General features: G+C 67.7%; 24 protein-coding genes. 13 read left to right on the top strand and 11 right to left on the bottom strand.

Annotation, left to right across the window (positions count from 1 at the left end; translation table 11 throughout):
• Nucleotides 1-7: 7 nt before the first annotated feature.
• Nucleotides 8-1042, bottom strand: a complete 1035-nt coding sequence (gene adhP / locus BLR05_RS20770; RefSeq protein WP_092838322.1) for an alcohol dehydrogenase AdhP — start codon at nucleotides 1040-1042, stop codon at nucleotides 8-10.
• 119 nt (nucleotides 1043-1161) lie between these two features.
• On the bottom strand, nucleotides 1162-2682 hold the full coding sequence (gene adh, locus BLR05_RS20765) for an aldehyde dehydrogenase (RefSeq protein ID WP_092838319.1): 1521 nt from the start codon (nucleotides 2680-2682) through the stop codon (nucleotides 1162-1164).
• A 374-nt stretch (nucleotides 2683-3056) separates the two neighbouring features.
• Here adh and BLR05_RS20760 point away from each other — a divergent pair, with 374 nt between their 5' ends.
• The 6 genes from BLR05_RS20760 (at nucleotide 3057) to BLR05_RS20735 (ending at nucleotide 7566) form a co-directional block, all read left to right on the top strand.
• Nucleotides 3057-3338, top strand: a complete 282-nt coding sequence (locus tag BLR05_RS20760; protein ID WP_011796297.1) for a DnaJ domain-containing protein — start codon at nucleotides 3057-3059, stop codon at nucleotides 3336-3338.
• Entirely contained in the window at nucleotides 3335-3922 is a 588-nt protein-coding gene (locus tag BLR05_RS20755) for a hypothetical protein (RefSeq protein ID WP_092838315.1), read from the top strand. The genes BLR05_RS20760 and BLR05_RS20755 overlap by 4 nt, the downstream gene beginning before the upstream one ends.
• A 6-nt stretch (nucleotides 3923-3928) precedes the next feature.
• A complete protein-coding gene (locus BLR05_RS20750) occupies nucleotides 3929-4684 on the top strand; it encodes a hypothetical protein (RefSeq protein WP_092838313.1) in 756 nt (251 codons plus the stop codon).
• 16 nt (nucleotides 4685-4700) lie between these two features.
• Complete coding sequence (locus tag BLR05_RS20745; protein WP_092838310.1) at nucleotides 4701-5996, top strand: hypothetical protein; 1296 nt, start codon at nucleotides 4701-4703, stop codon at nucleotides 5994-5996.
• On the top strand, nucleotides 5993-6826 hold the full coding sequence (locus BLR05_RS20740) for a helix-turn-helix transcriptional regulator (protein ID WP_092838307.1): 834 nt from the start codon (nucleotides 5993-5995) through the stop codon (nucleotides 6824-6826). Before BLR05_RS20745 ends, BLR05_RS20740 begins: the two co-directional genes overlap by 4 nt.
• Before the next feature lie 98 nt (nucleotides 6827-6924).
• Nucleotides 6925-7566 (top strand): LysE family translocator, encoded by a 642-nt coding sequence (locus BLR05_RS20735; RefSeq protein ID WP_092838304.1) that lies wholly within the window; start codon nucleotides 6925-6927, stop codon nucleotides 7564-7566.
• A 65-nt stretch (nucleotides 7567-7631) separates the two neighbouring features.
• On the opposite strand, the gene BLR05_RS20730 is transcribed toward BLR05_RS20735, so the two are convergent.
• Together BLR05_RS20730 and BLR05_RS20725 are read right to left on the bottom strand one after the other, a co-directional pair.
• On the bottom strand, nucleotides 7632-7826 hold the full coding sequence (locus BLR05_RS20730) for a hypothetical protein (RefSeq protein WP_092838301.1): 195 nt from the start codon (nucleotides 7824-7826) through the stop codon (nucleotides 7632-7634).
• Nucleotides 7827-7865: 39 nt separating this feature from the next.
• On the bottom strand, nucleotides 7866-8234 hold the full coding sequence (locus BLR05_RS20725; RefSeq protein WP_143015967.1) for a hypothetical protein: 369 nt from the start codon (nucleotides 8232-8234) through the stop codon (nucleotides 7866-7868).
• A gap of 354 nt (nucleotides 8235-8588) precedes the next feature.
• On the opposite strand from BLR05_RS20725, the gene BLR05_RS20720 reads away from it, so the two are divergent.
• A complete protein-coding gene (locus tag BLR05_RS20720) occupies nucleotides 8589-10130 on the top strand; it encodes a winged helix-turn-helix domain-containing tetratricopeptide repeat protein (RefSeq protein ID WP_092838296.1) in 1542 nt (513 codons plus the stop codon).
• 36 nt (nucleotides 10131-10166) lie between these two features.
• Here BLR05_RS20720 and BLR05_RS20715 read toward each other — a convergent pair whose 3' ends face one another.
• On the bottom strand, nucleotides 10167-11444 hold the full coding sequence (locus BLR05_RS20715; RefSeq protein ID WP_092838293.1) for an amidohydrolase family protein: 1278 nt from the start codon (nucleotides 11442-11444) through the stop codon (nucleotides 10167-10169).
• A gap of 95 nt (nucleotides 11445-11539) precedes the next feature.
• Complete coding sequence (locus BLR05_RS20710) at nucleotides 11540-12163, bottom strand: DUF4230 domain-containing protein (RefSeq protein WP_092838290.1); 624 nt, start codon at nucleotides 12161-12163, stop codon at nucleotides 11540-11542.
• 175 nt (nucleotides 12164-12338) lie between these two features.
• On the opposite strand from BLR05_RS20710, the gene BLR05_RS20705 reads away from it, so the two are divergent.
• Nucleotides 12339-12725: a VOC family protein gene (locus tag BLR05_RS20705; RefSeq protein ID WP_053843650.1), complete on the top strand. Its 387-nt coding sequence runs from the start codon at nucleotides 12339-12341 to the stop codon at nucleotides 12723-12725.
• A 22-nt stretch (nucleotides 12726-12747) separates the two neighbouring features.
• Here the strand turns inward: BLR05_RS20705 and BLR05_RS20700 are convergent, their stop codons facing one another.
• From BLR05_RS20700 to BLR05_RS20680, 5 genes are all read right to left on the bottom strand, one after another.
• Nucleotides 12748-13110 carry a GNAT family N-acetyltransferase gene (locus BLR05_RS20700; protein WP_092838399.1) on the bottom strand — a complete coding sequence of 121 codons (363 nt, stop codon included), beginning with the start codon at nucleotides 13108-13110 and terminating at the stop codon, nucleotides 12748-12750.
• 97 nt (nucleotides 13111-13207) lie between these two features.
• Nucleotides 13208-14131, bottom strand: coding sequence for an ABC transporter permease (locus BLR05_RS20695; protein WP_092838287.1), 924 nt, complete (start codon nucleotides 14129-14131; stop codon nucleotides 13208-13210).
• A gap of 163 nt (nucleotides 14132-14294) precedes the next feature.
• Nucleotides 14295-15356 (bottom strand): ABC transporter permease, encoded by a 1062-nt coding sequence (locus BLR05_RS20690; RefSeq protein WP_092838284.1) that lies wholly within the window; start codon nucleotides 15354-15356, stop codon nucleotides 14295-14297.
• The gene (locus tag BLR05_RS20685) at nucleotides 15353-16939 is read right to left on the bottom strand and encodes an ABC transporter ATP-binding protein (RefSeq protein WP_092838281.1); all 1587 of its coding nucleotides are present in this window, start codon (nucleotides 16937-16939) and stop codon (nucleotides 15353-15355) included. Before BLR05_RS20685 ends, BLR05_RS20690 begins: the two co-directional genes overlap by 4 nt.
• Before the next feature lie 18 nt (nucleotides 16940-16957).
• Nucleotides 16958-17968, bottom strand: coding sequence for a BMP family protein (locus tag BLR05_RS20680; protein ID WP_092838278.1), 1011 nt, complete (start codon nucleotides 17966-17968; stop codon nucleotides 16958-16960).
• Nucleotides 17969-18255: 287 nt separating this feature from the next.
• Between BLR05_RS20680 and BLR05_RS20675 the strand changes: the two genes are divergently transcribed.
• The 5 genes from BLR05_RS20675 to BLR05_RS20660 form a co-directional block, all read left to right on the top strand.
• Nucleotides 18256-20559: a type I secretion system permease/ATPase gene (locus BLR05_RS20675; protein WP_092838275.1), complete on the top strand. Its 2304-nt coding sequence runs from the start codon at nucleotides 18256-18258 to the stop codon at nucleotides 20557-20559.
• A complete protein-coding gene (locus tag BLR05_RS20670; RefSeq protein WP_092838272.1) occupies nucleotides 20556-22076 on the top strand; it encodes an HlyD family type I secretion periplasmic adaptor subunit in 1521 nt (506 codons plus the stop codon). The genes BLR05_RS20675 and BLR05_RS20670 overlap by 4 nt, the downstream gene beginning before the upstream one ends.
• Nucleotides 22077-22119: 43 nt before the next feature.
• Complete coding sequence (locus BLR05_RS20665) at nucleotides 22120-22752, top strand: hypothetical protein (protein WP_092838269.1); 633 nt, start codon at nucleotides 22120-22122, stop codon at nucleotides 22750-22752.
• 192 nt (nucleotides 22753-22944) lie between these two features.
• The gene (locus BLR05_RS26090; protein WP_143015966.1) at nucleotides 22945-23457 is read left to right on the top strand and encodes a hypothetical protein; all 513 of its coding nucleotides are present in this window, start codon (nucleotides 22945-22947) and stop codon (nucleotides 23455-23457) included.
• A gap of 658 nt (nucleotides 23458-24115) precedes the next feature.
• Nucleotides 24116-25977: calcium-binding protein (locus BLR05_RS20660; protein ID WP_434802843.1), on the top strand; the 1862-nt coding region annotated here is incomplete at its 3' end.

Genomic DNA, 25977 nt, shown 5'->3' with positions numbered 1-25977 from the left:
GAGGTCGTCAGTGCGCCGCCATGTCCAGCACGATGCGGCCCTGGATCTGGCCCTTGTGCATGCGTGCGAACACGTCGTTGATGTTCTCCAGCTTCTCGGTCGCCACGGTGGCCTTGACCTGGCCGCGGGCCGCGAAGTCCAGCGACTCCTGCAGGTCCAGGCGCGTGCCTACGATGGAGCCGCGCACGGTAATGCCCCGCAGCACCATGTCGAAGATCGGCAACGGGAAGTTGCCGGGCGGCAGGCCGTTGAGCGACACGGTGCCGCCGCGGCGCACCATGCCCAGCGCCTGCTCGAAGGCCTTGGGCGAGACGGCCGTGACCAGCGCGCCGTGGGCGCCGCCGATCTCCTTTTGCAGGTAGGCGGCAGGGTCGGCGGTCTTCGCGTTCACCGTTACGCTGGCGCCGAGCTTTTTCGCCAGTTCGAGCTTGTCGTCTTCCACGTCCACGGCCGCCACGTTCATGCCCATGGCCTTGGCGTATTGCACGGCCATGTGGCCCAGGCCGCCGATGCCGGAGATGACCACCCAGTCGCCGGGCCTGGCATCGGTCACCTTCAGGCCCTTGTACACCGTCACGCCGGCGCACAGTACCGGGGCGATGTCCACGAAGCCGACATCCTTGGGCAGGTGGCCCACGAAATTCGGATCGGCCAGTGCGTAGTCGGCGAAGCCGCCGTTGACCGAGTAGCCGGTGTTGCTCTGCGATTCACACAGGGTTTCCCAGCCGCCCAGGCAGTGGGTGCAGCATCCGCAGGCCGAATGCAGCCACGGCACCCCCACGCGGTCGCCTTCCTTCACGTGCTTCACGTTCCTGCCGATGGCGGCGACGAAGCCCACGCCCTCGTGCCCGGGAATGAACGGCGGGTTGGGCTTGACGGGCCAGTCGCCCTCGGCGGCGTGCAGGTCGGTGTGGCAGACGCCGGAGGCCTCGATCTTCACGAGGATCTGGTCATCGGCGGGCGTCGGCACCGGGGCCTCCTCGATGGTGAGGGGCTTGCCGAATTCACGCACGACGGCGGCTTTCATGGTCTTGGGAAGCATGGAACGGGAATCCTTTCTTTTGTCGGAAGGGTTGGAACCTCGAGCAGGTTCTCAACGGGGAGGGCTGGCTTCCACCATATGCCGCCCTCCCTCGGTCGCTGCTGATGCAGGTCAAGCCGTCAGAAGAAGCCCAGCTTGTTCGGGCTGTAGCTCACGAGCAGGTTCTTGGTCTGCTGGTAGTGGTCGAGCATCATCTTGTGGTTCTCGCGGCCGATGCCGGACTGCTTGTAGCCGCCGAAGGCTGCATGCGCGGGGTAGGCGTGGTAGCAGTTGGTCCACACGCGGCCGGCCTGGATGCCGCGGCCCATGCGGAAGGCGCGCGCACCGTCGCGGCTCCAAACGCCGGCGCCCAGGCCGTAGAGCGTGTCGTTGGCGATCTCCAGCGCTTCCTCCTCGGTCTTGAAGGTGGTGACGGACACCACCGGGCCGAAGATTTCCTCCTGGAAGATGCGCATCTTGTTGTGGCCCTTGAACACCGTGGGCTTGACGTAATAGCCGCCGGCCAGGTCGCCGCCGAGCAGGTTGCGTTCGCCGCCGATCAGGCATTCGGCGCCTTCCTTCTTGCCCAGGTCGAGGTACGAGAGGATTTTCTCCAGTTGCTCCTGCGAGGCCTGCGCGCCGATCATGGTGCCCTTGTCGAGCGGATGGCCCTGGGTGATGGCGGCCACGCGCTTCAAGGCGCGTTCCATGAAGCGGTCGTAGATCGATTCCTGGATCAGCACGCGGCTGGGGCATGTGCAGACCTCGCCCTGGTTCAGCGCGAACATGGCGAAGCCTTCCAGCGCCTTGTCGAAGAAGGCGTCGTCGGCGGCCAGCACGTCCTCGAAGAAGATGTTGGGGCTCTTGCCGCCCAGCTCCAGCGTGACCGGGATGATGTTCTGGCTGGCGTACTGCATGATGAGCCGGCCGGTGGTGGTCTCGCCCGTGAAGGCGATCTTCGCGATGCGGTTGCTGGAAGCCAGCGGCTTGCCGGCCTCGAGCCCGAAGCCGTTGACCACGTTGACGACGCCGGCGGGCAGCAGGTCGCCGATCAGCTCCAGCAGCACCAGGATGGAGGCGGGCGTCTGCTCCGCAGGCTTGAGCACCACGCAGTTGCCGGCGGCCAGGGCCGGCGCCAGCTTCCAGACGGCCATCAGGATGGGGAAGTTCCAGGGAATGATCTGGCCCACGACGCCCAGCGGCTCGTGGAAGTGGTAGGCCACGGTGTCGTGGTCGATCTCGCTGATGCCGCCTTCCTGCGCCCGGACGGCGCCCGCGAAGTAGCGGAAGTGATCGATGGCCAGCGGGATGTCGGCCGCCATGGTCTCGCGCAGAGGCTTGCCGTTGTCGATGGTTTCGGCTACCGCGATGGTCAGCAGGTTGGCCTCCATGCGGTCGGCGATCTTCAGCAGGATGTTGGCGCGGTCCGTCGTGGACGTCTTGCCCCAGGCCGCCTTGGCCTTGTGCGCGGCGTCCAGCGCGGCGTTCACGTCCTTGTCGTTGGAACGCGGAATCGAGGTGAACACCTGGCCGTTGATGGGCGAGCTGTTCTCGAAGTACTGGCCGTCCACCGGGGGAACCCACTGGCCGCCGATGTAGTTGCCGTACTGCTTCTTGTAGGGGTTGGCGATGCCGAGGTTGGCGATTTCTGCCATGTCCATGGTGCTTGTCTCCTGTGGTGGTGGAATGTCCGGGCGGCGCACCGTGCGCTCTCCGGTGCAGGACATTGCGCAAGCCGCATGCCAGCGCATGCGCCCCGTGTTCCATGCTCCGCAGAGGCCGTCCAGGTGCTCCATGTGTTCCGTTATGGAGCAGTGGCTGCGCAGCGGTGTTGCATGGCGGAGCGGCGCCCGCGAGAGGCGATGCCGGCCGGCCCGGGGGCGGAGGCCTGCTATGCGGCCCGCCCGCTCGCCCGGAAGGGGCTGTCGGCGTCACCCGGGGCACGCCGGCCGCTCTTGGTGTATAACCGCGCCTCCCCGGACACCCGCGGCGCCGCGCCCCGCGCCTGCCGGCCCCACCGTTTCATCCCCCGAGCATGACTGACCACTACGCCGCCCTCGGTCTGAGCGCGACCGCGAGCCTGGCCGACATCAAGAAGGCGTTCCGCCAGAAGGCGGCCTTCTACCACCCCGACCGCAATCCCTCGCCGGATGCGGCCGAGCGCTTCCGCGCGGCCCAGAAGGCCTACGAGGTGCTGTCGGACGATGCCGCGCGCCAGGCCTACGACGACAACCGCCGCCGCAACCTGCTCGACGATCCGCTCCAGACGGCGCGGGAGATCTGGCAGTCCTATTTCAAGAACGTGCTTTCCTCGTGAAACCCTCTCCTTTTTTCCATGACCTGCGCTCGGCCTACCAGGCCGAGCTCGACGACCTCGCCCAGGATTCCGAGGGCAAGGATGTGCTACGCAAGCGCCTCGCCCAGAAGCGCGGCGAGATCGCCTTCCTGGCCAGGATGATCGATTTCAGCCCCGAGATGGTCGCGGTGGCGTTCCACCAGGGCTTCCGCTTCCTCCGGCCGGCCGCGCTCGATCCGCTGCTGGGGCGGGGCAGGGTGGATGACCTGCCGGAATGGTCCGCGCTGGGCGGGGCGGTGGCGCTCGAGCCCTGGGCCCAGCCGCTGGCGGACGTGGTGCTGGCCGAACCGTCGGGCGCGCGCTTCCTGTCGCTGGCGGCGCTGCTCGAGTACCAGCGCCAGCACGCGCGCTTCGCCGGCCAGGGTGCCGGCAGCGCCGATGCCGGGGAGGGCGACGGGGAAGAGGGCGGAGACGAGGCGGAGCAGGGCGACGACGACGAGGCCCGCTGGAGTGCCGACGACGCCAGCGAGCCCCGCAGCCATGCCGACCGCGAGGAGGCTGCCGCCGACTGGATGGCCGACCTCGGATTCGACCGCAAGGAGTAATCGCCCATGTCACGACATCTCGCCCTCATCACCCAGACCCAGGCCCTGATCGCCGCTGGCGACATCGTGGGCGCCGAGTCCGCCCTGTCCCAGCTCGCCGACGACGAGGGCGACCGCGCCCTGGTCGAGGTGCTGGACGAGCTCGCACCCAAGGACGTGCTGGCCGTCATGCGCGAGTACGACGAATCCCGCGCCTCGGTGGTCAACATGCTGGTGACGCCCCAGCAGTTCGCCCGCGCGCTGGTGCTGGAGAAGCAGTATAAGGACGCCACGCACACCTACCTGCGCAGCATGGTGAACGCCGTCGTGTTCCGCGGTGACGTGGATCCGGTGGAGTTCCTCACCGCCATCGGCGACCTGGAAGGCGGCAGCGAGGCCCTGGCCCACTATTTCGCAGAGAAATGGAGCCGCCTGGAGGCATTCGCCCGCTCGGGGCTGTTCGACGCCACCGAAGACTACGGCCCGTCGCTGACCGAGGACCAGCTCTTCAACGTGGCCTATGCCCCGCCCAAGGTGGACCAGGACGAGGTGGCCGACCGCGACTGGATGCAGCTGGCCTGGCTGCTGCGCTACCAGTGCCCGGACCTGTTCATCGAGACCCTGCTGGTGCTGCGCGCCAAGGCGCAGGCCTACGACGAAGGGCTGGGCGAGGACGAGACCGGCACGGACGAGGACGACGACGGCAGGTTCGAGACCAGCGAAACCGACCGCGGCAAGGCCACGCCGGCCGCGCGCGCGTCCGACGAAGAGTCGGCGATCTGAGCCGGAGGCTGCCGCGATGAGCGTTTCCGATTCCAGCCCGGCCGCAGGGGGCGCGACGGCGCTGTCGCTGCACGACGGCCGCCCGTTCTTCGAGAAGGCCCTGGTACATGGCATCCGCCACGGCATCGTGCCCACCGAGCGGGTGGAGGCCATCGCGGCCGAAGCACCCAAGGGCATGGTGCAGATCGCCCGCTACTTCGGCACGGAGTTCCTGCGGCCCGACCTGGAGCGCGCGCGCGAGCGCATGGTGAACCTCGTGAGCCTCGACCTGATCGAGGACAGCGGCGGCGACCTCGGCCGCGCCGCGCAGAGCCTGCGCGAGCACAGCTTCCTGTCGCGCTCCAAGGCGGGATCGGACCGGCTGCGCCGCCTGATCGCGCTGCCGCAGAACAGCAATTTCGGGTTCCTCTCCACCACCGGCGAGCCGGACGTGCAGCAACTGTCGGTCTGGTCGCTGCGCAGCCATGCCGACTACCGCGCCGAGCTGGAGCGCCGCACCCGCATCGCCGCCGCGATCGAGGCCGCCCGCTGGTTCGCGGAGCGCCTGGACCTGGACGAAAACGCGCTGGAGGCGGCCGGCGCCGAGGCCGAGGCCGTGGTGCGCATGGGCCTGCTGTGGCACTGGATGCATCCCGCGGCCGAAGCCTGGCCGCATGCCGTGTCGTTCGAGAAGCGACTGTCCGCCATGCGGCGCAAGGGCATTCCCGCGCCGTCGCGCCTGCCGCTGCCCGGCGGCATGCCGGCCGAGGTGGCGGCCGTCGCGCAAGGGCACGTCGCGGCCGTGCTGGCGGACGCCGCGCGCACCCTCGACGCGGCCACGGCGCCCCGCGCACTGCTGCGGCCCATGGGCAGCTTCCGCGCGCGCTATTTCCTGGAGGACGATCCGCTCGCCGAGGTGGACGGCTACCACCAGGGGCTGGACGCCCTGCTGGAGGCCGGAGACGACGGCGAGACAGACCTCGCGCCTGCAAGCCGGACCTGGGAGCGGCTCACCCAGGGCCACGAGGACGAGCATTCGCTGCTCACGCTGTTCCTCTGCCTGGCGGCCGGCGTGCCGCGCAAGACCGTGCTGACCGAGAAGGCCGCCGCGAGCCTGGTGCGCCGCGTGCGCAAACAGGGCTGGCAGCCGGAGCTGGCTGAGGCATTCATCCGCACGCATGCGGCCGGTGCGCGCCAGGGCAGCTACCTGGCGCTCTGGAAGTCCTTCGTGGACGAGTCGGCGGCCACACTGCTCAACCACCGGGACGAGCGCCTGGAAGAGGCGCGCGCGCTGCTGCGCCGCGAATGCCACGTGGCGGACGGCGCGGAGTGACCGCTGCGCCGGCGCAGGATGCCGGGACGGCGGAGGCCTTCTGGCGCGACCCGGCGCTGCCCTTCGCCGAAAGCCGCCGCGCCTGCCGCAGCCGCGCCTGCTACCGGCCCCACCTGCATCCCACCTTCTCGATCGGCGCGGTGGACGGCGGACGCAGCGTGTTCACGGGAGCGGAGGGCGGCCCCGTCGCGCTGCGTGCGGGCATGCTGGTGTTCGTACCGGCCGGGCGCGTGCATGCCTGCAACCCGGCGCCGGGCTCCGCGTGGAGCTACCAGATGCTGCACCTGGATGCAGCGTGGCTCCAGGCGGTGCGCAGCGAGGCCGCCGCAACAGTGCCTAAGGACGGCGGCCCGGTACGCATCGTGGACGATCCGGCCTGCCATGCGCGCTTCGCACACCTGAACGCCCTGCTGTTTTCCCCGGCCGCGCCGCAGGACAAGGAGGCGGCACTGATCGAATTCATCGGCGACAGCGACGCGGTGCACGGCCTGCGCATTCCGGCGCCTGCTGCCGGCCCTGGCCTGCAGGAGCGGCTGCGCCCGGCGATGGAGCGCCTGCGCGACGCGCCCGCCGACAGCGCACCGCTCGATGAACTGGCCCGGCTGGCCGGCATGGGCCGCTACCAGCTGATCCGGGCGTTCAAGGCCTCCACCGGCATGACACCCCATGCCTGGCAGATGAACCTGAGGATCAACTGCGCGCGGGCGCGCCTGCAGGACGGGCACAGCCTCGCGGACGTGGCCCATGGCCTGGGTTTCGCCGACCAGGCCCATTTCCAGCGGATGTTCAAGGCGCATGCGGGCGTGACCCCGGGGCGGTTCCGCGCCTAGCTTTCCTCCGGGCGGGGCCCGGGGGCGCAATTTCATTCAATACGGCGCGCACGGCGGCCGGCACAGTGGCGGCCTCCCACAGCCCACTTTACGCCCGCATGGAACAGTTCCTCCTGATCGCCGCCGCGCATTTCCTCGCCCTGCTGTCGCCGGGGCCGGACTTCTTCCTGATCGCCCGCACCTCGCTGTCGGCCGGATGGCGGACGGCCAGCGGAGCCTGCGTGGGCATCGCGCTCGCCAACGGCGTGTTCATCGTGGCGGCGTTTGCCGGCCTGTCCGCGCTGCGCGTGGGCAGCCCGTGGTTCACCGGCATCCAGCTGGCCGGTGCTGCCTACCTGCTCTACCTGGGCGTGCTGTTCATGCGCCATGCGGGCCGCAGCCGCCTGGATGTCTCCGCTGCGGGGGCCGCCGGCGTTTTCGCGGCAGGGCACAGGGCCTGGTGGCGGGCCGCAGGCATGGGGTTTGTCTCGGCCGGGCTCAACCCGAAGAACGCTCTGTTCTATGCCAGCCTCGCGGCCATGCTGGCCGGGCCGCAGGCCACCCCGGGATGGAAGGTGTTCTACGGTGCGTGGATGTTCTGTGCCGTGCTGCTGTGGGATCTGGCGGTCGCCATCGCGATCGGCAACCGGGCCGTGCTGCGCCGCTTCGCGCGAGCGCTGCCCTGGCTGGAGCGGGTGTCGGGTGCCGTCCTGGTCCTGGCCGGCTGCCTCGTGCTCGCGATGCTCGTGCGCGCGGGATGAAAAAAGAGAAAGCCGCCCCGGCAATGCCAGGGCGGCTTGTCGTCGGCCCGTGGGCCGCGATGGCATCAGAGATCGCCGAACTGCGCCTGCGCGACCGTGGGCAGGTGGCTCTTGATGAAGCCCTGGATCGCGCTGCACGGCAGCAGGAACGGCCGCTGCGTGATCGCGCCGCCGTGGTCATGGATCATGGTGGCGATCTTGACGAACAGCTCCTGGGCGCTGCCTGTGAAATCGACGCTGAAGGGAGGGCAGGATGCCATGTGGGTGCTCCTTCTTGCAGGCGATGAGGGTGCCCGGGCTCAGCAGCAGCCGAACTTGTAGGTATAGATGGCGGTGTTGTTCAGGTAGATGGTGATCTTCGCGCCGCAGGGGATGATGCCGCAGGTGTCCACGCAGGCCTTCAGTTGTGCGCCGATTGGCACGGGAATCGGCAGCGTGAAGCACTTCTTGCCGAGGATCGGGATCTGCACGCAGACCTGGTGGGTGGCCGGGTCGTACGACGCATTCACGCAGACCTGGATGCGCAGCGCGTCCACATCCGTCAGTTGCGCGCGCAGGTTCTCGAAGTTGTCTGCCGAAGCAGTGTCTGCGAAGCCGGCCACAGCGAAATTCGGCACGTGGCCTTCGTTGCTGGCTGCCTTGGTTTGATTGCAATTGCAGTCGGACATGGTTTTTTCCTCTCTCGATTCGTTGCTGTTGAAGTCGGCCGGGGCCATGCAACTTGTCTGCTTCCGGCCGTAGGGGGTGCCCTCGCTTCGTTCGCGACGCCGTGGGGGACGGGATCGACAACGGGGTGAAGGGCAGGCGGATTCTGTGAGCCGTCGGCGTCTTCAGCCTTTAACTGCGTCTTTATTCTTCTGAAGGATCCTTAATCCCCTGGAATACAGGAACCTCCGGGTGCTGCCGGGGTATTCGAGGGCTGCGATTGCATCCGATTACATCGATGTCGTTCGCCGCGATGGCCGGGGGTAGAGTGCAGGCCGCGGGGAGGAAACCGCAGAGCCCGTCCGAGAAAGAAAACGATGGCCCCAGAATTCGCGTTTGACCATTTCGTACTGAAGGTGCGGGAGCGTCAATTGCTCTCGCACGGGTGCCCGGTGGCACTGGGCACCCGTGCCTTCGACGTGCTGTGCACGCTGGTCCACCGTGCCGGCACGCTCGTGACCAAGTCCGAGCTGTTCCGGCAGGTGTGGCCCGGCATGGTCGTGGAGGAGAACAACCTGCAGGTGCATGTGTCCGCCCTGCGCAAGCTCGTGGGTGCGGACCGCATCGTCACCATCCCCGGCCAGGGCTACCGGTTCGTGGCGCGCGTGGCCCGGCCTCCGGAGCCGGAGCAGGAGGCCCTTCCAGCCCCTCAGGCGCGCCTGCCCGATGCATCCACGGGCCGGTCGATCGCGGTGCTGCCTTTCGGCGCGGGCCCCGAGCCCGCCCAGCGCCATTTCGCCGACGGCCTGGCCGAGGATGTCATCCAGCGGATGTCCCGTTCGCGCTGGACCAGCGTGATCGCCCGCAACGCGACGCAGCGCTATGGCCACCCCCTGCCGCCCAACGCGGTGATTGCCCGCGAGCTGGGCGTGCGCTACCTCGTGGCCGGCCAGGCCCGCTTCCATGCGGGGCGGGTGCGCGTGACGGCCGACCTGATCGATGCACCGCGCAACGAGACCATCTGGACCGAGAGCTACGAGCGCCCGGCCGATGACCTGGCGGCGGCACAGTGCGGAATTTCCGCGGCCATCGCGAGCGCGGTGGAACCCGTCCACCTGCGCCGGGAGGAATGCCTGCACAGTGCCACGCCGCCGCAGGATGGCGAGTACTGGCCGCTGCTCATGCGGGCACGATGGCACTTCTGGCGCTCCGGCCGCGACCACCTGCAGCAGGCGGGGCACTACGCCCGCCGGGCGCTGCAGGCGCGCCCCGACGATGCACCCAGCCTGGCCCTGCTGGCCTTCGTGCACATGGCCCGCGTGTGGGCGGGACGCTCGGAATGCGTGCGCGTGGACGCTTCCGAGGCCCGGCGCCTGGCGCTGCGCGCGGTGGGCAGCGACGATACCGATGCCTTCGCCCACTTCACGCTCGGTACCGCGCTGTCGTTCTCCGGCCATTTCGCGCAGGCGATGTCGGAACAGGAACTGGCCCTGTCCATCTGCCCGCAGTTCGCTGCCGCCACCGGCGAGCTCGGTCGCCTGCTGGCCTTCAGCGGGCGCACCCGTGAGGCGGACGACCGTGCCCGGCAGGCCTGCGAGGCCAGCCCGCTGGATCCGCAGATGAGCCTGTGGATGCGCACGCGTGCGCTGGCCCGGTTCGTGGAGGGCGATTACCGCGGGGCCGAGGCCTTCGCCCTGCAGGCGCTCGCGCAGCGGCCGGACTGGCTGCTGAACCACTACCTGCTGGCAGCCTGCCAGGCCGCTGCCGGCCATAGGGCCGACGGGTGCCGCACCCTGGAGCAGGCCCGCCGCTTCGGCCCCTATCCGGCCGATGCGCTGAGGGCCGGCCATCCGTTCGCGGACGGGGCCGTGCTGGCGCACTACACGGACTGCCTGCGGCAGGCCGGATGGCGGGGATAGCCTGAGAACCAGTCCCCGGGTGGGGTGTGCCTCCGGTCAACAACCGTGCAGGAAGTCCACCTGCGCGGGCCGGTCCGGCAGCGACAGCGTGGCCGTGGGCACGGGGCTGCCTGCCAGCCGGTGTCCGCGCCGCCAGACGCCCAGCCGCGTGGCGCGCAGGCGGATGGCCTCCGCGGGCGTGCGCGCATGCAGCAGCACGAAATCCGCATGGCAGCCCGGGACGAGCCCGTAGCCCTCCAGGCCCAGCAGGCGGGCGGGGTTTTCGGTCACGGCGTCGAAGCACTGCCGCATCGCGTCCTGGCCCGTCATCTGCGCCACATGCAGCCCCATGTGCGCGGCTTCCAGCATGTCGGCGCTGCCGCCGCCATACCACGGGTCCATCACGCAATCGTGGCCAAAGGCCACCGTCAGCCCGGCCGCGAGCAGTTCGGGCACGCGGGTCATGCCGCGGCGCTTCGGGTAGGTGTCGTGGCGGCCCTGCAGGGTGATGTTGATGAGCGGGTTCGCCACCACGCCCAGCTGCGCCTCGGCCATCAGCGGAATCAGCTTGCTCACGTAATAGTTGTCCATGCTGTGCATCGACGTGAGGTGCGATCCCGTCGCACGGCCGTGCAGGCCCAGGCGGTGCGTTTCGTGCGCCAGGGTCTCCACATGGCGCGAGAGCGGATCGTCGCTCTCGTCGCAGTGCATGTCCACGCGCAGCCCGCGTTCGGCCGCGAGTTCGCAGAGCAGCCGCACGCTCTCTGCGCCCTGCGCCATGGTGCGCTCGAAGTGGGGAATGCCGCCGACCACGTCCACGCCCAGGTCCAGCGCGCGGCGCAGGTTGTCCAGGCCGCCTGGCGTGCGCAGCACGCCGTCCTGCGGGAAGGCCACCAGCTGCAGGTCCAGGTAGGGGGCCACGCGGCGCTTCACTTCCAGCAGCGCTTCCACCGGCAGCAGGCTGGGGTCGCTGGTGTCCACATGGCTGCGGATGGCCAGCAGGCCGCGCGCCACGGCCCAGTCGCAGTACGCCAGGGCGCGCTCCACGATGGCCTCCTGCGTGAGCAGCGGCTTGAGTTCGCCCCAGAGCGCGATGCCTTCGAGCAGCGTGCCGCTGGCGTTCACGCGCGGCAGGCCGTAGGAGAGCGCGGCATCGAGGTGGAAATGCGCATCCACGAACGGCGGGCTCAGCAGCATGCCGGCGGCATCCACCGTCTCGTGGGCGGGCGCGCGCAGCCCTTCGGTGATCTCCGCGATGCGGCCGTCCTGCACCGCCACCGACATGGAGGTGCGGCCGTCGGGCAGGGTGGCGTCGTGTATCAGCAGGTCGAGCATGGGGTCACCGTGTCGTGGGTCGGGAGTTGTCGAAGGGGCAGGCAGTGCCTGCCGGATTGCATATTCTGGGCCAGTCGCCCGGGCACGCGTTGCGGCTACGGCCAGCGCACCGCCACGTTCCAGCCGGAGGCCGACAGCAGCGGTTTGAGCACCGCCTCCGTGTTCGTCCGCGCTTCCCGCAAGGTCTCGGGCGTGGCGCAGGCCTGCGCGACATCCTGCTGTGCGATGCGCAGTGCGGCCTCGATCGCCTGGGTGCGGTGCTCCGATCCGGGCACCAGCGGCTCCAAACCGCTGCCATGCAGCGCATAGAAGTACGAGCCGCCCTCGTCGCGCGTGCCGTGGCTCACACGGGCCGACACGGTGCGCGGCGCGGGCAGCGCCAGCACGGCGGTGCGCGCGGCCGTGTCCACCTGTTCGTAGCGGGCGGCGCGCAGGTCGGTGCCCACCAGGCAGTCGCCGCGCGCGACCAGCAGCACGCGGGTCTCGCCGATCGGCAGCTCCCAGCGGGTCCAGGGAATGCCCTGCGTCATCGTGCGGTGGAATTCGATCACGTTGGCGTAGCGCACGCGCACGGACACGAGGTCGCCCAGGGATTCGACCGCGACCAGCGGCGGAGATGCCGGGGCAGGGGGCGCGGCACGGCGGCTGCCCAGGGTCCAGGTGGCCGCGGCCGCGAGAGCGGCGGCGAGCAGGAGGGCGGAAAGGGAGACGCGTCGCATGCCCCATTGTGGCCCTGCGGGTGGTATGGCCGCCATGGCAGGGTCTTCCGCGAGAGCCCGGAGCAGCGGCGGTCGGCGCGGTCGGCGCCGTGCCGCGGGAGCGTAAGCTGTGCGCTGCGCGGCGTTACCCAGCCGCCATCCCCGGCCTTGTCTTCGTCTTCCAGAGTCCGATCCCATGCAATTCGCCTACACCATCCTCTACGTCCAGGACGTCGCCCGGTCCATCGCCTTCTACGAAGCCGCCTTCGGCCTGCAGCGCCGCTTCCTGCACGAGGGCGGCGACTACGGCGAGATGGAGACGGGCGCGACCACGCTGGCGTTCTCGTCCCACCAGCTCATGGCGCAATTGGGCAAGAACCCGCGCCGCGCCAGCGCCGACGCACCCAGCTTCGAGATCGCCCTGACGACGGACGACGTGCCCGCGGCCCTGGCCCGCGCCGTGGCCGCCGGCGCCCGGCAGGTGCGCGCGCCGGAGCGCATGCCCTGGGGCCAGACCATCGCCTACGTGGAAGATGGCGACGGCGTGCTGGTGGAACTGTGCACGCCCGTGCAGGCGGGTTGAGAACCTGCGCGCCCGGTGGTGTTCAGGCCGCTTGCAGGGACGCGCGCCACGCCGTGCGCATGAGCCGGTAGAGCACGTGCGGGCGCAACGCATGGCCCTCGGGCACGGACGGATGCTCGAACGTCTCCGCGGGCGACTCCCGCATGCCCAGGCGCGCCATCACCGCCTGGGAGCGCCGGTTGCGCTGCGCGGTGAAGGCGACGATCTCCCTCTGCGCCCGGTCCAGTGGCGCCGGGAAATGCTCCATCACCACGGGATCGGCATTGAGCGCAGCGAACGGCGCGCGGTCCGCGGGCGTCCACGGGCGCAGGCGCAGCCGGGGCGAGCGCAGCAGTGCCGGGTCGATGGAGGCGGGGGCGGGGGCGGGGGCGGGGGCGTCCGGCATGTGGTCCGGAGCGGCGGGGGCTGACACAGTGTTCTGCATCCGCCGATGGTAGTGCGCCACGTGCCTGGGACTAGGGTGGCCCGCCGTGTGCGGGCTCTCAGCGTTCTCCCTTGCGATACGGCTTCATTAACGCCTGCGGGTATGCGGCCTTGCGGGCCACCAGCACCAGCGCCAGGATGGACAGCAGGTAGGGCAGCATCAGGTACACCTGATAGGGCAGCCAGGCGTCGCCGGCCTGCTGCAGGCGCAGTTGCAGCGCATCGAAGAACGCGAACAGCAGGGCGCCGAGCAGCGCTTTGCCGGGCCGCCACGAGGCGAACACCACCAGCGCCACGCAGATCCAGCCGCGGCCGTTGACCATGTTGAAGAAGAATGCATTGAACGCCGACAGCGTGAGGAAGCTGCCGGCCACACCCATGAGCGCCGAACCTGCCACGATCGCGCCGGTGCGCGTGGCCGCCACGGAAATCCCCTGGCCCTCCGCCGCCTGCGGGTTCTCGCCGACCATGCGCACCGCCAGGCCCAGCGGCGTGCGGTAGAGCGCCCAGGCCAGCAGCGGCGCCAGCAGCAGGGCGAGCAGCGTGAGCGGCGTCTGCGCAGAAAGGATGGGCACTCCCAGCCATTCCATCGGGGCGAACGGCGCAATGGTGGGCGGCGTGTTCACCTTCGGGAACCCGACGCGGTAGCCGTAGTAGCTGAGCGCCGTGGCCAGCAGCGTGATGCCGAGCCCGGAGACGTGCTGCGACAGCGCCAGCCCCACGGTGAGCCAGGCATGCAGCAGGCCGAACACGGCGCCCGTGAGCGCCGCCACCGCCACCCCCGTCCACAGGCCATGCCCCGCATACACGGTGAGCCAGCCGGTGAAGGCGCCCGCCACCATGATGCCTTCGATGCCCAGGTTCAGCACGCCCGCGCGCTCGCACAGCAGCACGCCCAGCGTGCCGAGAATGAGAGGCGTGGCCACGCGCAGCGTCGCGATCCAGAAGGCCGGATTGACCAGGATATCGAGCAGTTCATTCATGCCGTCACTCGCGGTTCGCCGGAGGCTGATGCATTGGTTATACCCGCGGCCTGACGCCAGTGCCGCCGCGCAAGGGCCGTCCCGCCGCACTGGCGGCGTCCTCCTTCCCGCGCGCAGCGCGAGAGAAGGGGGAAGCGACGAAGTCGCTCAGGGGGATGTCGTTTCATCTCCATCGCACCCGGTACTGGGCCAGCAGCCCCGCCATCAGAACCGCGATCAGCGAGGCGGCCACGATCACGTCGGCGATGTAGGTGGGCACGCCGATCGCGCGGCTCATGCTGTCCGCGCCGACCAACACGCCGGCCACGAAGATGCCCGCCGCCACCACGCCCAGCGGATGCAGCCCGGCCAGCATGGCGATCACGATGCCGCTGTAGCCGTAGCCCGGCGACATGTCCAGCGTCACATAGCTGGTGCGGCCCGCGACCTCGATGGCGCCGGCCAGGCCTGCCAGCCCGCCCGAGAGCAGGGCCACCAGCACCACGGTGCGCGTGACCGGCACCCCGGCGAACGCCGCGGCCCGCGGGTTGGCGCCCGCCGCGCGGATGTCGAAGCCCGGCACCGTGCGCGCGAGCAGCGCCCAGAGCAGCACGGCCAGGCCCACGGCGAACAGCAGGCCGGTGTGCAGGCGCGAGCCTGGCACCAGGCGCGAGAGTTCCAGGTCGCCCTGCAGCGCGACGCTCTGCGGCCAGCCCAGCGCCAGCGGGTCTTTCATGGGGCCGTCGAGCAGGGCCGACACCAGCAGCAGCATCACGAAGTTGAGCAGCAGCGTGGTCACCACCTCGTCCACGCCCAGGCGCGCCTTCATCAGCGCCGGGCCCAGCAGCAGCGCGGCGCCGGCCAGGGCCGCCGCCAGCATCATCAGCGGGAACAGCACCCACGGCGACCACTCCAGGCCCGTGCCGCCGTGCATGCCGCCCACGGCCACGGCGGCGATGGCGCCGGCATACAGCTGCCCTTCGGCGCCGATGTTGAAGAGACGCGCGCGGAAGGCCACGGCTGCGGCGAGCCCGGTCAGGATCAGCGGCGTGGCGCGCGTGAGCGTCTCGGTGAGCGCGAAGACCGAGCCGAACGCGCCTTGCGCCAGCAGCGCATACGTCCGGCCCACGGGCGCGCCGGCCCACAGCACCAGCAGCGAGGAGACGAGCAGCGTGAAGGCCACGGCGCCGATGGGCGCGGCCACGTAGGCCGCGGCGGAAGTGCGGTGGCGTTTTTCGAGTCTCATGGGATGTTCGGTGCGCGGCCCGCGCCAGTGCCTTCGCCGGCCATGGCCAGGCCGATGGCCTCGCGCGTCCATTGCCCGGCAGGCAGCGCTTCGGTCAGGTGCCCGCCATGCATCACCGCCACGCGGTCGCCCAGATGCAGCACCTCGTCCAGGTCGTCGGAGATGAGCAGCACGGCCGCCCCCGCGTCGCGCGCGTCGATGAGCTGCTGCTGCACGAAGGTGACGGCGCCGATGTCCAGACCCCAGGTGGGCTGGTGGGCGACGATAAGCCGCGGAGGTTCGGGATCGTGTGGATCGGGCGACAGCAGCGCCCGCCCGAGGATCAGCTTCTGCATGTTGCCGCCTGACAGCGACCTCGCCGGCACGTCCGGACCGCCGCCGCGCACGTCGAAGGTCTCGGCCACGCGGCGCGCATGCTGGCGTGCGGCGCGGCGCTTGATCCAGCCGGTGGTGAACCAGGGATGCGAGAACCAGCGGCTGCCCAGGCGTTCGGAGACGGCGTTCTCCCACACCGGCAGGTCGCCCACCACGCCCACGGCATGGCGGTCCTCGGGAATGCGGGCCACCCCCTGGGCGACGAGGCGCTGGGGCTGCGCCGGAAGCGGCCTGCCCTGCAGCAGGGCGCTGCCCCGCGTGGGCAAGCGCACGCCGCACAGCACGTCGGCCAGGGCCACCTGGCCATTGCCGGACACGCCCGCGATGGCCGTGATCTCGCCTGCGCGCAGCGTGAGATGCACGCCGTGCAGTGCATCGCGCCCGCCCGCGGTATGGACATCCGCGAGGGTGCAGACGGCATCTCCCACCCGGCGCGCGGGCCGTCGCTCGGCGCGCTCGACCGCATGGCCCACCATCCACTGCGCGAGCTGCGCCTGCGTGGTGCCCTGTGCGGGGGCCTCGGCCACCAGCCGGCCCTGGCGCAGCACGGCCACGCGGTGCGACACGCGCAGCACCTCGCCGAGCTTGTGGCTGATGAAGATGATCGACAGGCCCTCGGCCACCATCTGCCCGAGCGTGGCGAAGAGCGCTTCGCTCTCCTGCGGCGTGAGCACGGCCGTGGGCTCGTCCAGGATCAGGATGCGCGCGCCGCGGTAGAGCGCCTTGAGGATCTCCACCCGCTGGCGCTCGCCCACGGAAAGATCGCCCACGCGGGCATCGGGCACCACGGGCAGGCCGAAGCGCCGCGACACCTCCAGCAGCCGGGCGCGTGCTGCGCTGCGGCGCGAAAACGGCTGCCACAGCGGCTCGCTGCCCAGCAGCACGTTGTCCAGCACGCTCAGGTTGTCGGCCAGCGTGAAATGCTGGTGCACCATGCCGATGCCCGCCGCCAGCGCCGCGCGTGGCTGGCCCGGCGGAAGCGGTCGGCCGAACGCCTCGATGCTGCCGGCGTCCGCCACGTAGTGCCCGAACAGGATGGACATCAGCGTGGACTTGCCTGCGCCGTTCTCGCCCAGCAGCGCCAGCACCTCGCCGCGCGCGAGCGTGAGCGAGATGCCGTCGTTGGCCACCAGGCTGCCGAAGCGCCTGGTGATACCGGCGAGGCGCAGTACGGTGTCCGGCGCAGCGGCCGGCAGGGGGGCGGACATGGGAGGCGGGGCTCCGCCTTACTTGGCCGTGGATTTGGGCTGGCTGTCGTCCACCTTCACGGTGAATTTACCGGCAAGGATCTCGGCCTCGCGCGCCTTGACCTTGGCCACCACGTCGGCCGGCACCTTCTTCTCGAACGTGCCCAGGGGCGCGAGGGACGAGCCCTTGTGCTTCATCATCGAGTACGGGCCGTAGTCCTCGGCCGTGAACTTGCCGGCCTTCACGAGCCCGATGGCGCGGTCCACGCTGGGCTCCATGTGCCACAGGGCGGAGGCGACCACGGTGTCGGGGTACTGGGGCTGCGTGTCGATCACGTTGCCGATGGCCAGCTTGCCCTTTTCCCTGGCCGCGTCACTCACGCCGAAGCGCTCGGCATACAGCACGTCCGCGCCCTTGTCGATCATCGCGAAGGTGGCTTCCTTGGCCTTCGGGGGATCGAACCAGCTGTTGATGAAGGTGATGGTGAATTCCACCTTCGGGTTCACTTCCTTCGCGCCGGCCATGAAGGCATGCATCAGGCGGTTGACCTCGGGGATCGGGAAGCCGCCGACCATGCCGATCTTGTTGGTCTTCGTCATGCCGCCCGCGATCATGCCGGTGAGGTAGGCGGGCTCCTGGATGTAGTTGTCGAACACGCTGAAGTTCGGCGCCTGGGGCTTGCCCGAGGAGCCCATCACGAAGGCGGTCTTGGGAAAGTCCCTGGCCACCTTGCGGGCCGCGGCCTCCACGCCGAACACCTCGCCGAAGATCAGCTGGTTGCCGCCGTTGGCGTACTCGCGCATCACGCGCTCGTAGTCGGCATTGGCCACGTTCTCGCTGCTCTTGTACTCGATCTCGCCGCGCGCCTCGGCGGCCTTCAGCGCCTTGTGGATGCGGCTCACCCACTGCTGCTCATAGGGCACCGTGTAGATGCCCGCCACCTTGAGTCTGGCCTGGGCAAAGGCCGCCACGGGCGCGAGGCCCAGCGTGGCGGAGATGGCCAGGGAGGTGCAGAGCAGGCGGCCGGTGAAGAGGCGGCGGGTGGTCATCGCGGGTTCCTTGGGTCGAGAGAGAGAAGTGACGTAACGATAGGGTCGGCGGACTCAAGCAGGATGCATGCCACTTGAGCTCGGCGCCCGTCCCTTGTTTGGTGCCTTGGGTGTATAGCGGGCTTTTTAGTCTGCGAGCAAGGAGGCTATCCCTTGCTCGGAGCAGAGTTCAATTTTTTACAAAAAAATACGTTACTTGGCATTCTTTCACTTAACTGAAACAAGCTGTTTTCCCATAACATTGTTCCGTTCTAGGGAATCTGAAAATAGTTCGGGGTGGGGGTTGAATGAACGGAAATAGCCGCGGAGCGGAGGCGGAAGCGCGCGCGCTGCCTACGGGGGCGCTCGATTTGAAAGAACAGCAGGACGCGGAAGAGGGGATGGCCTACGGTCCATTGCACGCCCTGTGCCTGGTCGCCCGGCTGCACCACATTGCCTGCGATCCTGCGACGCTCGCCCACCGGCTGGGGCTGGCGGCCAACGACCGCATCGGCGCGCAGGAGTTGCTGCAGGCTGCAAAGCTCATCGGCTTGAAGGCCAGGAAGGTCCGCACCAGCGCCGCGCGGCTGCCGCTCAGCCCGCTGCCCGCGATGGCGCTCGTGGCTGACGATGCGCCGTCGACGCGGCCATCCGGAACGGTCAAGGCCGTCGTGGTGGCGCAGTGCGACGGCCAGCGGGTGCTGCTGCAAGACCCTTCCGGCGCCGGCGAGCAGGGCCGCCCGACCATCGAATCCGTGGAGGACTTCACCAGGCGCTGGACGGGTGAGCTCATCCTGGTCTCCAGCCGTGCCAGCCTGGCGGGCGAACTCGCCAAGTTCGATTTCTCCTGGTTCATTCCCAGCCTGGTCAAGCACCGCAAGCTGCTGGGCGAGGTGCTGTTCATCTCGCTGATGCTGCAGCTGTTCGCGCTGGTGAGCCCGCTCTTCTTCCAGGTCGTGATGGACAAGGTGCTGGTGCACCGCGGGCTCACCACGCTGGACGTGCTGGTCGCGGGGTTGGTCGTGGTGGTGGTCTTCGAGAGCCTGCTCAACGGATTGCGCAGCTACGTCTTCAGCCACACGACGAGCCGCATCGACGTTGAACTGGGCGCGCGCCTCTTCAGGCACCTGGTCCAGCTGCCCCTGGCCTACTTCCAGGCCCGGCGGGTCGGAGACTCCGTGGCGCGGGTGCGCGAGCTGGAGAACATCCGCAGCTTCCTCACGGGCAATGCGCTCACCGTGGTGCTCGACGTGCTGTTCTCCATCATCTTCATCGGCGTGATGCTGGTGTACAGCGTGCCGCTCACGCTCATCGTGCTGGTGAGCCTGCCGCTCTACGTGGGCTTGAGCCTGGCCGTCGTGCCCATCCTGCGCAGGCGGCTCGACCACAAGTTCGCGCGCGGCGCGGAGAACCAGGCCATGCTGGTGGAGACCGTGACGGGCATCCAGACCGTGAAGGCGAGCGCGCTGGAGCCCTCCTTCGCGCGCCGCTGGGACAACCAGCTGGCCGCCTACGTCAGCGCGAGCTTCAAGACGCAGAACCTCGCCTCGTGGGCCCACGAGGGTGTCGGCCTGATCGGCAAGCTCGTCAACGCCGCCACGCTCTGGTACGGCGCCCACCTCGTGATGGATGGCGGGCTGACCGTGGGACAGTTCGTGGCGTTCAACATGTTCGCCCAGCGGGTCTCACAGCCCATCATGCGCATGGCGCAACTGTGGACGGACTTCCAGCAGACCGGCATCTCCATGGCCCGGCTGGGCGACATCCTCAACACGCGCACCGAGGTGCCGGCCAGCAGCGCCGCGCAACTGCCGGCCCTGCGCGGCCGCGTCACACTCGACGGCGTGCATTTTCGCTACCGGCCCGAGGCCGCGCCCGTGCTCTGCGGCGTACAGCTCGACATCCGCCCCGGCGAGGTGATCGGCATCGTGGGCCGCTCGGGCTCCGGCAAGAGCACGCTCACCAAGCTCGTGCAGCGCCTGTACGTGCCCGAGCAGGGGCGCATCCTCGTGGACGGCATTGACATCAGCCTGATCGACGCCGCCCAACTGCGAAGGCAGGTCGGCGTGGTGCTGCAGGAGAACCTGCTGTTCAACCGCAGCGTGCGCGAGAACATCGCCATCGCGGACCCCGCGGCGCCCATCGAGGCGGTGGTGCACTCCGCGCGCCTGGCTGGTGCGCACGACTTCATCAGCGAACTGCCCGAGGGCTACGACACCATCGTCGGCGAGCAGGGGGCGGGCCTGTCGGGTGGCCAGCGCCAGCGCATCGCGATCGCCCGCGCGCTCTTCACCAACCCGCGCATCCTCATCCTCGACGAGGCCACGAGCGCGCTCGACTACGAAAGCGAGGCGATCGTGCAGCGCAACATGGCGCACATCTGCCAGGGCCGCACGGTGATCATCATCGCCCACCGGCTCTCGGCCGTGCGGCATGCGCACCGCATCATCGTCATGGACAAGGGCCGCATCGTCGAAGCCGGCCCCCACGATGCACTCATCCAGCGGCCGCAGGGCCTGTATGCGCACCTCTGGCGCATGCAGGGCGGCGGAGCGGGCAACGTGCCGCCGCTGCAGCCTGGCGCGCAGACGGTGCAGGGGGCGGCCGCATGAGCGCGGGCACCCCCATGCACAGTGCCAACGAGCCGGCCATCCCCCACGAACCCGCACACACGCCAGCCCCGCGCCACCCCGCCATCGAACTGCTCGCACGCTACCGGGACATCCTGCGCGTGGCCTGGGCGCATCGCCACGAACTCGCCGGGCCGCGCCGGCTGGCCGACGAGCAGGCGTTCCTGCCGGCCGCATTGAGCCTGCAGGAGACCCCCGTCCATCCCGCACCGCGGCGCCTTGCCTGGGCGCTCATCGCGCTCTTCCTCATCGCGCTCGCCTGGTCCATATTCGGCAAGATCGACATCGTTGCCGTGGCCTCCGGCCGCATCATCGTGAGTGACCGCACCAAGCTCGTGCAGCCGTTGGAAAACAGCGTCATCCGGCGCATCCTGGTGCGCGAGGGCGACCACGTGGAGGCGGGGCAGGCCCTAGTGCAGCTCGACCCCACGGCAGCGCAGGCCGACAAGACCAGCTTCGACGAAACCCGGCGCTCGGCGCAATCCGAATGGCTGCGCACGCGCGTGCTGGGAGACCTGGTGTCGCGCGCCGCGCGGGGAGACGGTGGCCTGCGCGGTGCGGAAGCTGCGCTGCCCAAGGCACTGGTGCCCAAGGAGTGGAGCGCCGAGGATGCGGACAACGCCCGGGCCCAGCTGGCCGCCGAGTGGAGCGACGTTACGGCCCGCCTCTCGAAGTTCGCGGCCGAGCGGGCGCGCCGCGAAGCGGAGATCGCCACCGTGCGCGCCATGATCGACAAGCTCGAGGCCACCCTGCCCATCGTGCGGCAGCGCGAGCGCGACTTCCAGGCGCTGGCGGACCAGGGGTTCATGTCCGGCCACGCCAACCAGGACCGCATGCGCGAGCGCATCGAACTCGAGCGCGACCTGGGCACGCAGCAGGCGCGGCTGCGCGAGGCGCAGGCGGCCCTGCAGGAAACGCAGCAGACGCGGGATGCCTACCTGGCAGAAACCCGCCGCACCTTGAGCGAGCGGCAGTCCCAGGCCGAACTCAAGCGCCTGCAGAGCGCGCAGGAATGGAACAAGGCCGCATTGCGCGAGCGCCTCGCCACCCTGGTGGCGCCCGTGAGCGGCACCGTGCAGCAACTGGCCGCGCACACCGAGGGCGGCGTGGTGACCGAAGCGCAGGCGCTCATGGTCATCGTGCCCGACGGGGCGCACGTGAGCGCCGAGGTCACGCTGGAGAACAAGGACATCGGCTTCGTGGAGCCCGGCCAGGACGTGACCATCAAGCTGGAGACCTTCCCCTTCACGCGCTACGGCACGGTGCCCGCGCACGTGGAAACCGTCACGCGCGATGCCGTCAACGACGAAAAGCGCGGAGCGATCTTCCCGGCGCTGCTCAAGCTCGACCATGCGTTCATCAACGTGGATGGCAAGGACATCAAGCTCGCGCCGGGCATGAACCTGACAGCGGAGATCAAGACGGGCCAGCGCCGGGTCATCGAGTACCTGCTGAGCCCGATCCAGAAGGCGGGCAGCGAGAGCCTGCGCGAGCGTTGATCAACCAATCGATAAATGAATCCAGAAGGAAGGGACGAAGAGCATGAACCAGGAAAGCTTGGAGAACGCCATCGCTGTCGTACTGCGTGCGGCCCATGTGCGCGACACGACTGGAGATGAGGACGACGCCGCAGTGCGGGGCACCGCTGGAGCGATGGGACGGCACGGATCACTGCGCGACGCACTCGCTGCAGTGATCGCCGCATGGCCGCAGACACCCGGACTGCCATCGTTGCAGGACGTTGAAGTGGCGCAAGTCAAACCCATCGCCGTGTCGGACGCCATCGATGACGGATGGGCAAGCACGCGGCCGACGCTCTTCCAGCCCGATCAAGGCGAAGAGGGGCAGGCGGGCGTGTACGAAACCAAGCCTTGGAAACTTGAGTTGGGGGATGACGCCTATCCGACTGCTACGGGGACGGCGAATGTTGGCGCCGATCTCGCAAAGGCATTGATGGGCGCTGCGGCTGGCGCTGGTGTAGCTGGCAGTTCTGCGCTCACTGCTGCACTGAACGGGACGACTTCCACGGTGGGCGGTTCCGCAGGTCTGGAGGGCAGCGTGCAGCAGTTGGTGCAGGCGATGGCGGGATTCTCGCTGCGGGGGGCGGGGCACGTGACTCCAGGCGCTTTGCTGCCTGATCTGACGATTTCGTTGATCGCGAACCCGCAGATTTAGGTAACCGCTCTTACTTGTTCGGCAGAAGCTCGTAGTACGACTCCGATTAGGCGGCTGCGGATATAGGAGCCGATCAACTTGGGTTTCATTGAAGGCACTGAGTTGAAGTTATATATTTCGGTGTGAAAAATGACACGAAATTGAATATCGTCTGTTTTATTTGAATAATATGTAAAGTAGTTTATGAGAATATTGTTAACCTCTGAATTTTTGCTGGCGTATGCAATTGGGTTTTTCTGCATTTACCTGCCTGATGGTTTTTATAAAAATTTTTTGGCAGAAAATCTGGTGATTTTTATGAGATCTATTATTCCATCTGTAAATGGTTATTGGGAGAAATCGATATTTCCTGAAGTCTCCGCCTTCTATCTCTCCGTTCAACCGCTTATATTTTTGCCTGCTTTTATTCGGATGATAAAAGAGAAAGACATATGCTTTGACAATGGGGGATTGGACGGGGTTTATTTGTATATAAAGAAAAAAAGATTTCCATCGCTAATTGCTATATTGGGTGTTGTTCTTTTTGTATTGCTGGCATTTGTTTTTTATGCTCAACCTGGATATCAATTTGGTCTCATGCCTGTAAATGAGAAAAGATGGGCGTTAGGAATTTTTGGGCCTATTGTTGGCTTCGGTTCTGTATATTTTTCGCTGGCACTTGCTTGGCATTATTTTTCTGTTTTTCTCAGAACTTTGAGGGATTAATATGGCTTGGACTGATTGGAGTAAATGGGATACGGCTGGACAGGTTGGGGGGATACTCGGGCAAAGATTAGAGAGCGCTGCCAGCTTTTTTCAAAATACATCCGAACAGCTGCTTAGGCAAGCAGCTACCAGTGCTTCTCGAGCAGAAATGTATAGGGCGGCTTGGCAAACGCTGGATGGCTTGACAACAGCCGCAATGCATGATTTGAATGCAATTGCCCCTGGCGCGCTGGATGTGCAGATAGCCGGCAGAGTACAAGCACTGAAGGTCGAACTATCAAAAGCAGATGCTTTTATTCGAAGTGCTGCGCAAAACGTATTCGCGGCAAATCAAATTGAAGCCCTCGGTAAGAATCTGGGTGCAATCATAGGTGCAGCAGAATTGTTGTACAAAATGAAAGGAGACAACTTTACTACCTATGACTTTGGTGAAACTGGTCTTGGTTTAGTTGGTGCATCAATCGGTGTAGGTTTGGCTACCCTTGTTGGCGCCCCAGTCGTGGCTACTTTTGCTGTAGGAATAGGGGCAGGTTTTGCTTCTAAATGGCTTTGGGAAAAGAAGATAGCGCCTGAGTTGGGTTGGTCTGATAAAAACAGCCCTCTATTTTGGGATGCATTATTCGATGCGATGGGCCTAAATCCTAGTCCCGATGCCAGCTTGAACCTCAAATATCTTGCTGCACGTAACTGGACACCCCCACGCGACCCCCTCGTCCTGGACCTGGACGGCGACGGCATAGAAGCCGTGGGCATCGATCCTTCCCGCCCCATCCTCTTCGACCACGACGGCGACGGCACCAGGAACGCCACGGGTTGGATCAAGGGTGATGACGGCATCGTGGTGCTGGACCGCAACGGCAACGGCCTGATCGATTCGGGGCGCGAGCTGTTCGGCGACCAGACGCTGCGCGAGGGAGCGCAGGCGGGCCAGGGCATGTTCTATGCCAACGGCTACGAAGCCCTGGCAGGGCAGGACGGCAATGGCGATGGCGTGATCGACGCGGCGGACACGGCCTACGGCCAGCTGCGGATCTGGAAGGACGTGAACCAGGACGGCATCAGCCAGGCGGGCGAGTTGCACACGCTGTCCGATCTGGGCATCGCGCGGCTCAACGCCAAGGGCCAGCGCAGCAGCATCGACCTGGGCAACGGCAACACCCAGCCCTGGAGCGGCAGCTTCACGCGCATGGACGGCAGCCAGGGCATGAGCGGCGTGGCAGAAGTCTCGGGCAGCCTGCTGCTGGCCAGCAACAATTTCTATCGGGAGTTCCCCGACGACCCGGTGCCGACCGCCGCGGCGCAGGCCCTGCCGCAAATGGGCGGCGCGGGCTGGGCGCGCGACCTGCGCGAAGCCATGAGCCTGGGCAACGACAAGTCGCAGGCGCTGCAAGACAAGGTGCAGGCCTTTGCTGCGGGCACGACGCGCGATGCACAGATGGCGGCGGTCGATGGGCTGATCACCGAGTGGGCGCGGTCTTCGGGCAAGCTCGTGGAGACCTTGCGTTTCCACAGCCTGTATTTCGATGCGGCCACGCACCAGTGGGACATCGCCACACCCGACACGCCCATCGACCCACGCCACCTGCCCGGCACGGAAGGCACGTTGTCGGCGGATATGCCCGACGTGGGAACACTGTGGACGGATCCGACGACGGGGCAGCAAAGGCCGCTGACCGAGGAGGACCGGACGGCGCTGTACAAGAAGATCAATGCGCTGGAGGTGTTCAACGGCACGCGCTTCGTGACCTTCGACCGCAACGTGCGTCCGGATTCCAGCGAAGGCAGTGGTGGTACGCCGGTAGGCGGCAGCTCGGGCAGTGGCAGCGGGGGCGGGGGCAGTGGCGCAGAGGCCGACCTGACCTACCGGGTGTCCGCCCGCCTTTCCACCACCCAGCTGGAACTGCTGGCACAGAGCTATGAGCAATTGCGCGAGAGCGTGTATGCGGCGCTGGTGACGCAGACGCGGCTCAGGCCGTACCTGGACAGCGTGGAGCTGGTGGTGGACGAGAAGGGGGTGCGCTTTGATACGTCGGCGCTGTCGTCGATGCTGGATGCGAAGAAGGGCGCCAGCGAGCGTGATGCCATCATCGACTTGGTGGAGTTGAACCGGTACCAGGGCAAGTTGCTCGATGCCGTGGGATTCGATGTTGCGAAGTCTCTGTCGGATTGGGTGTATGCCCTCCCGGAAGGGAGTGCCTTGAGGGCAGAGATCGAGGCGTTTCATGTCTATCTGGCCGGAGTGGCCCAGGGAACATCGGGCGCTGACATCTACCTGGGTGATCAGACCGCCAATATTTTTGCCGGAGGCGCCGGAGATGACCTGATGCGGGGAGGCGCTGGCGATGACCAGTTGCAGGGTGGTCAGGGCAATGACACGCTCAAGGGCGGAGAAGGCGACGACCAACTGCGTGGCGACGAGGGCGATGACGTGCTCGAAGGCGGTGCGGGCAACGACTACCTGCATGGCGGCTTCGGCAACAACACGTTCATCTTCGGGCGAGGCGACGGCCAGGACCGTAT

The organism is Paracidovorax cattleyae (genome assembly GCF_900104515.1).
In the GTDB taxonomy this organism is placed as follows: Bacteria; Pseudomonadota; Gammaproteobacteria; order Burkholderiales; family Burkholderiaceae_C; genus Paracidovorax; species Paracidovorax cattleyae.
The sequence above is the reverse complement of the archived record's forward strand: the minus strand, read 5'-3'. Positions and strand labels throughout refer to the sequence as shown.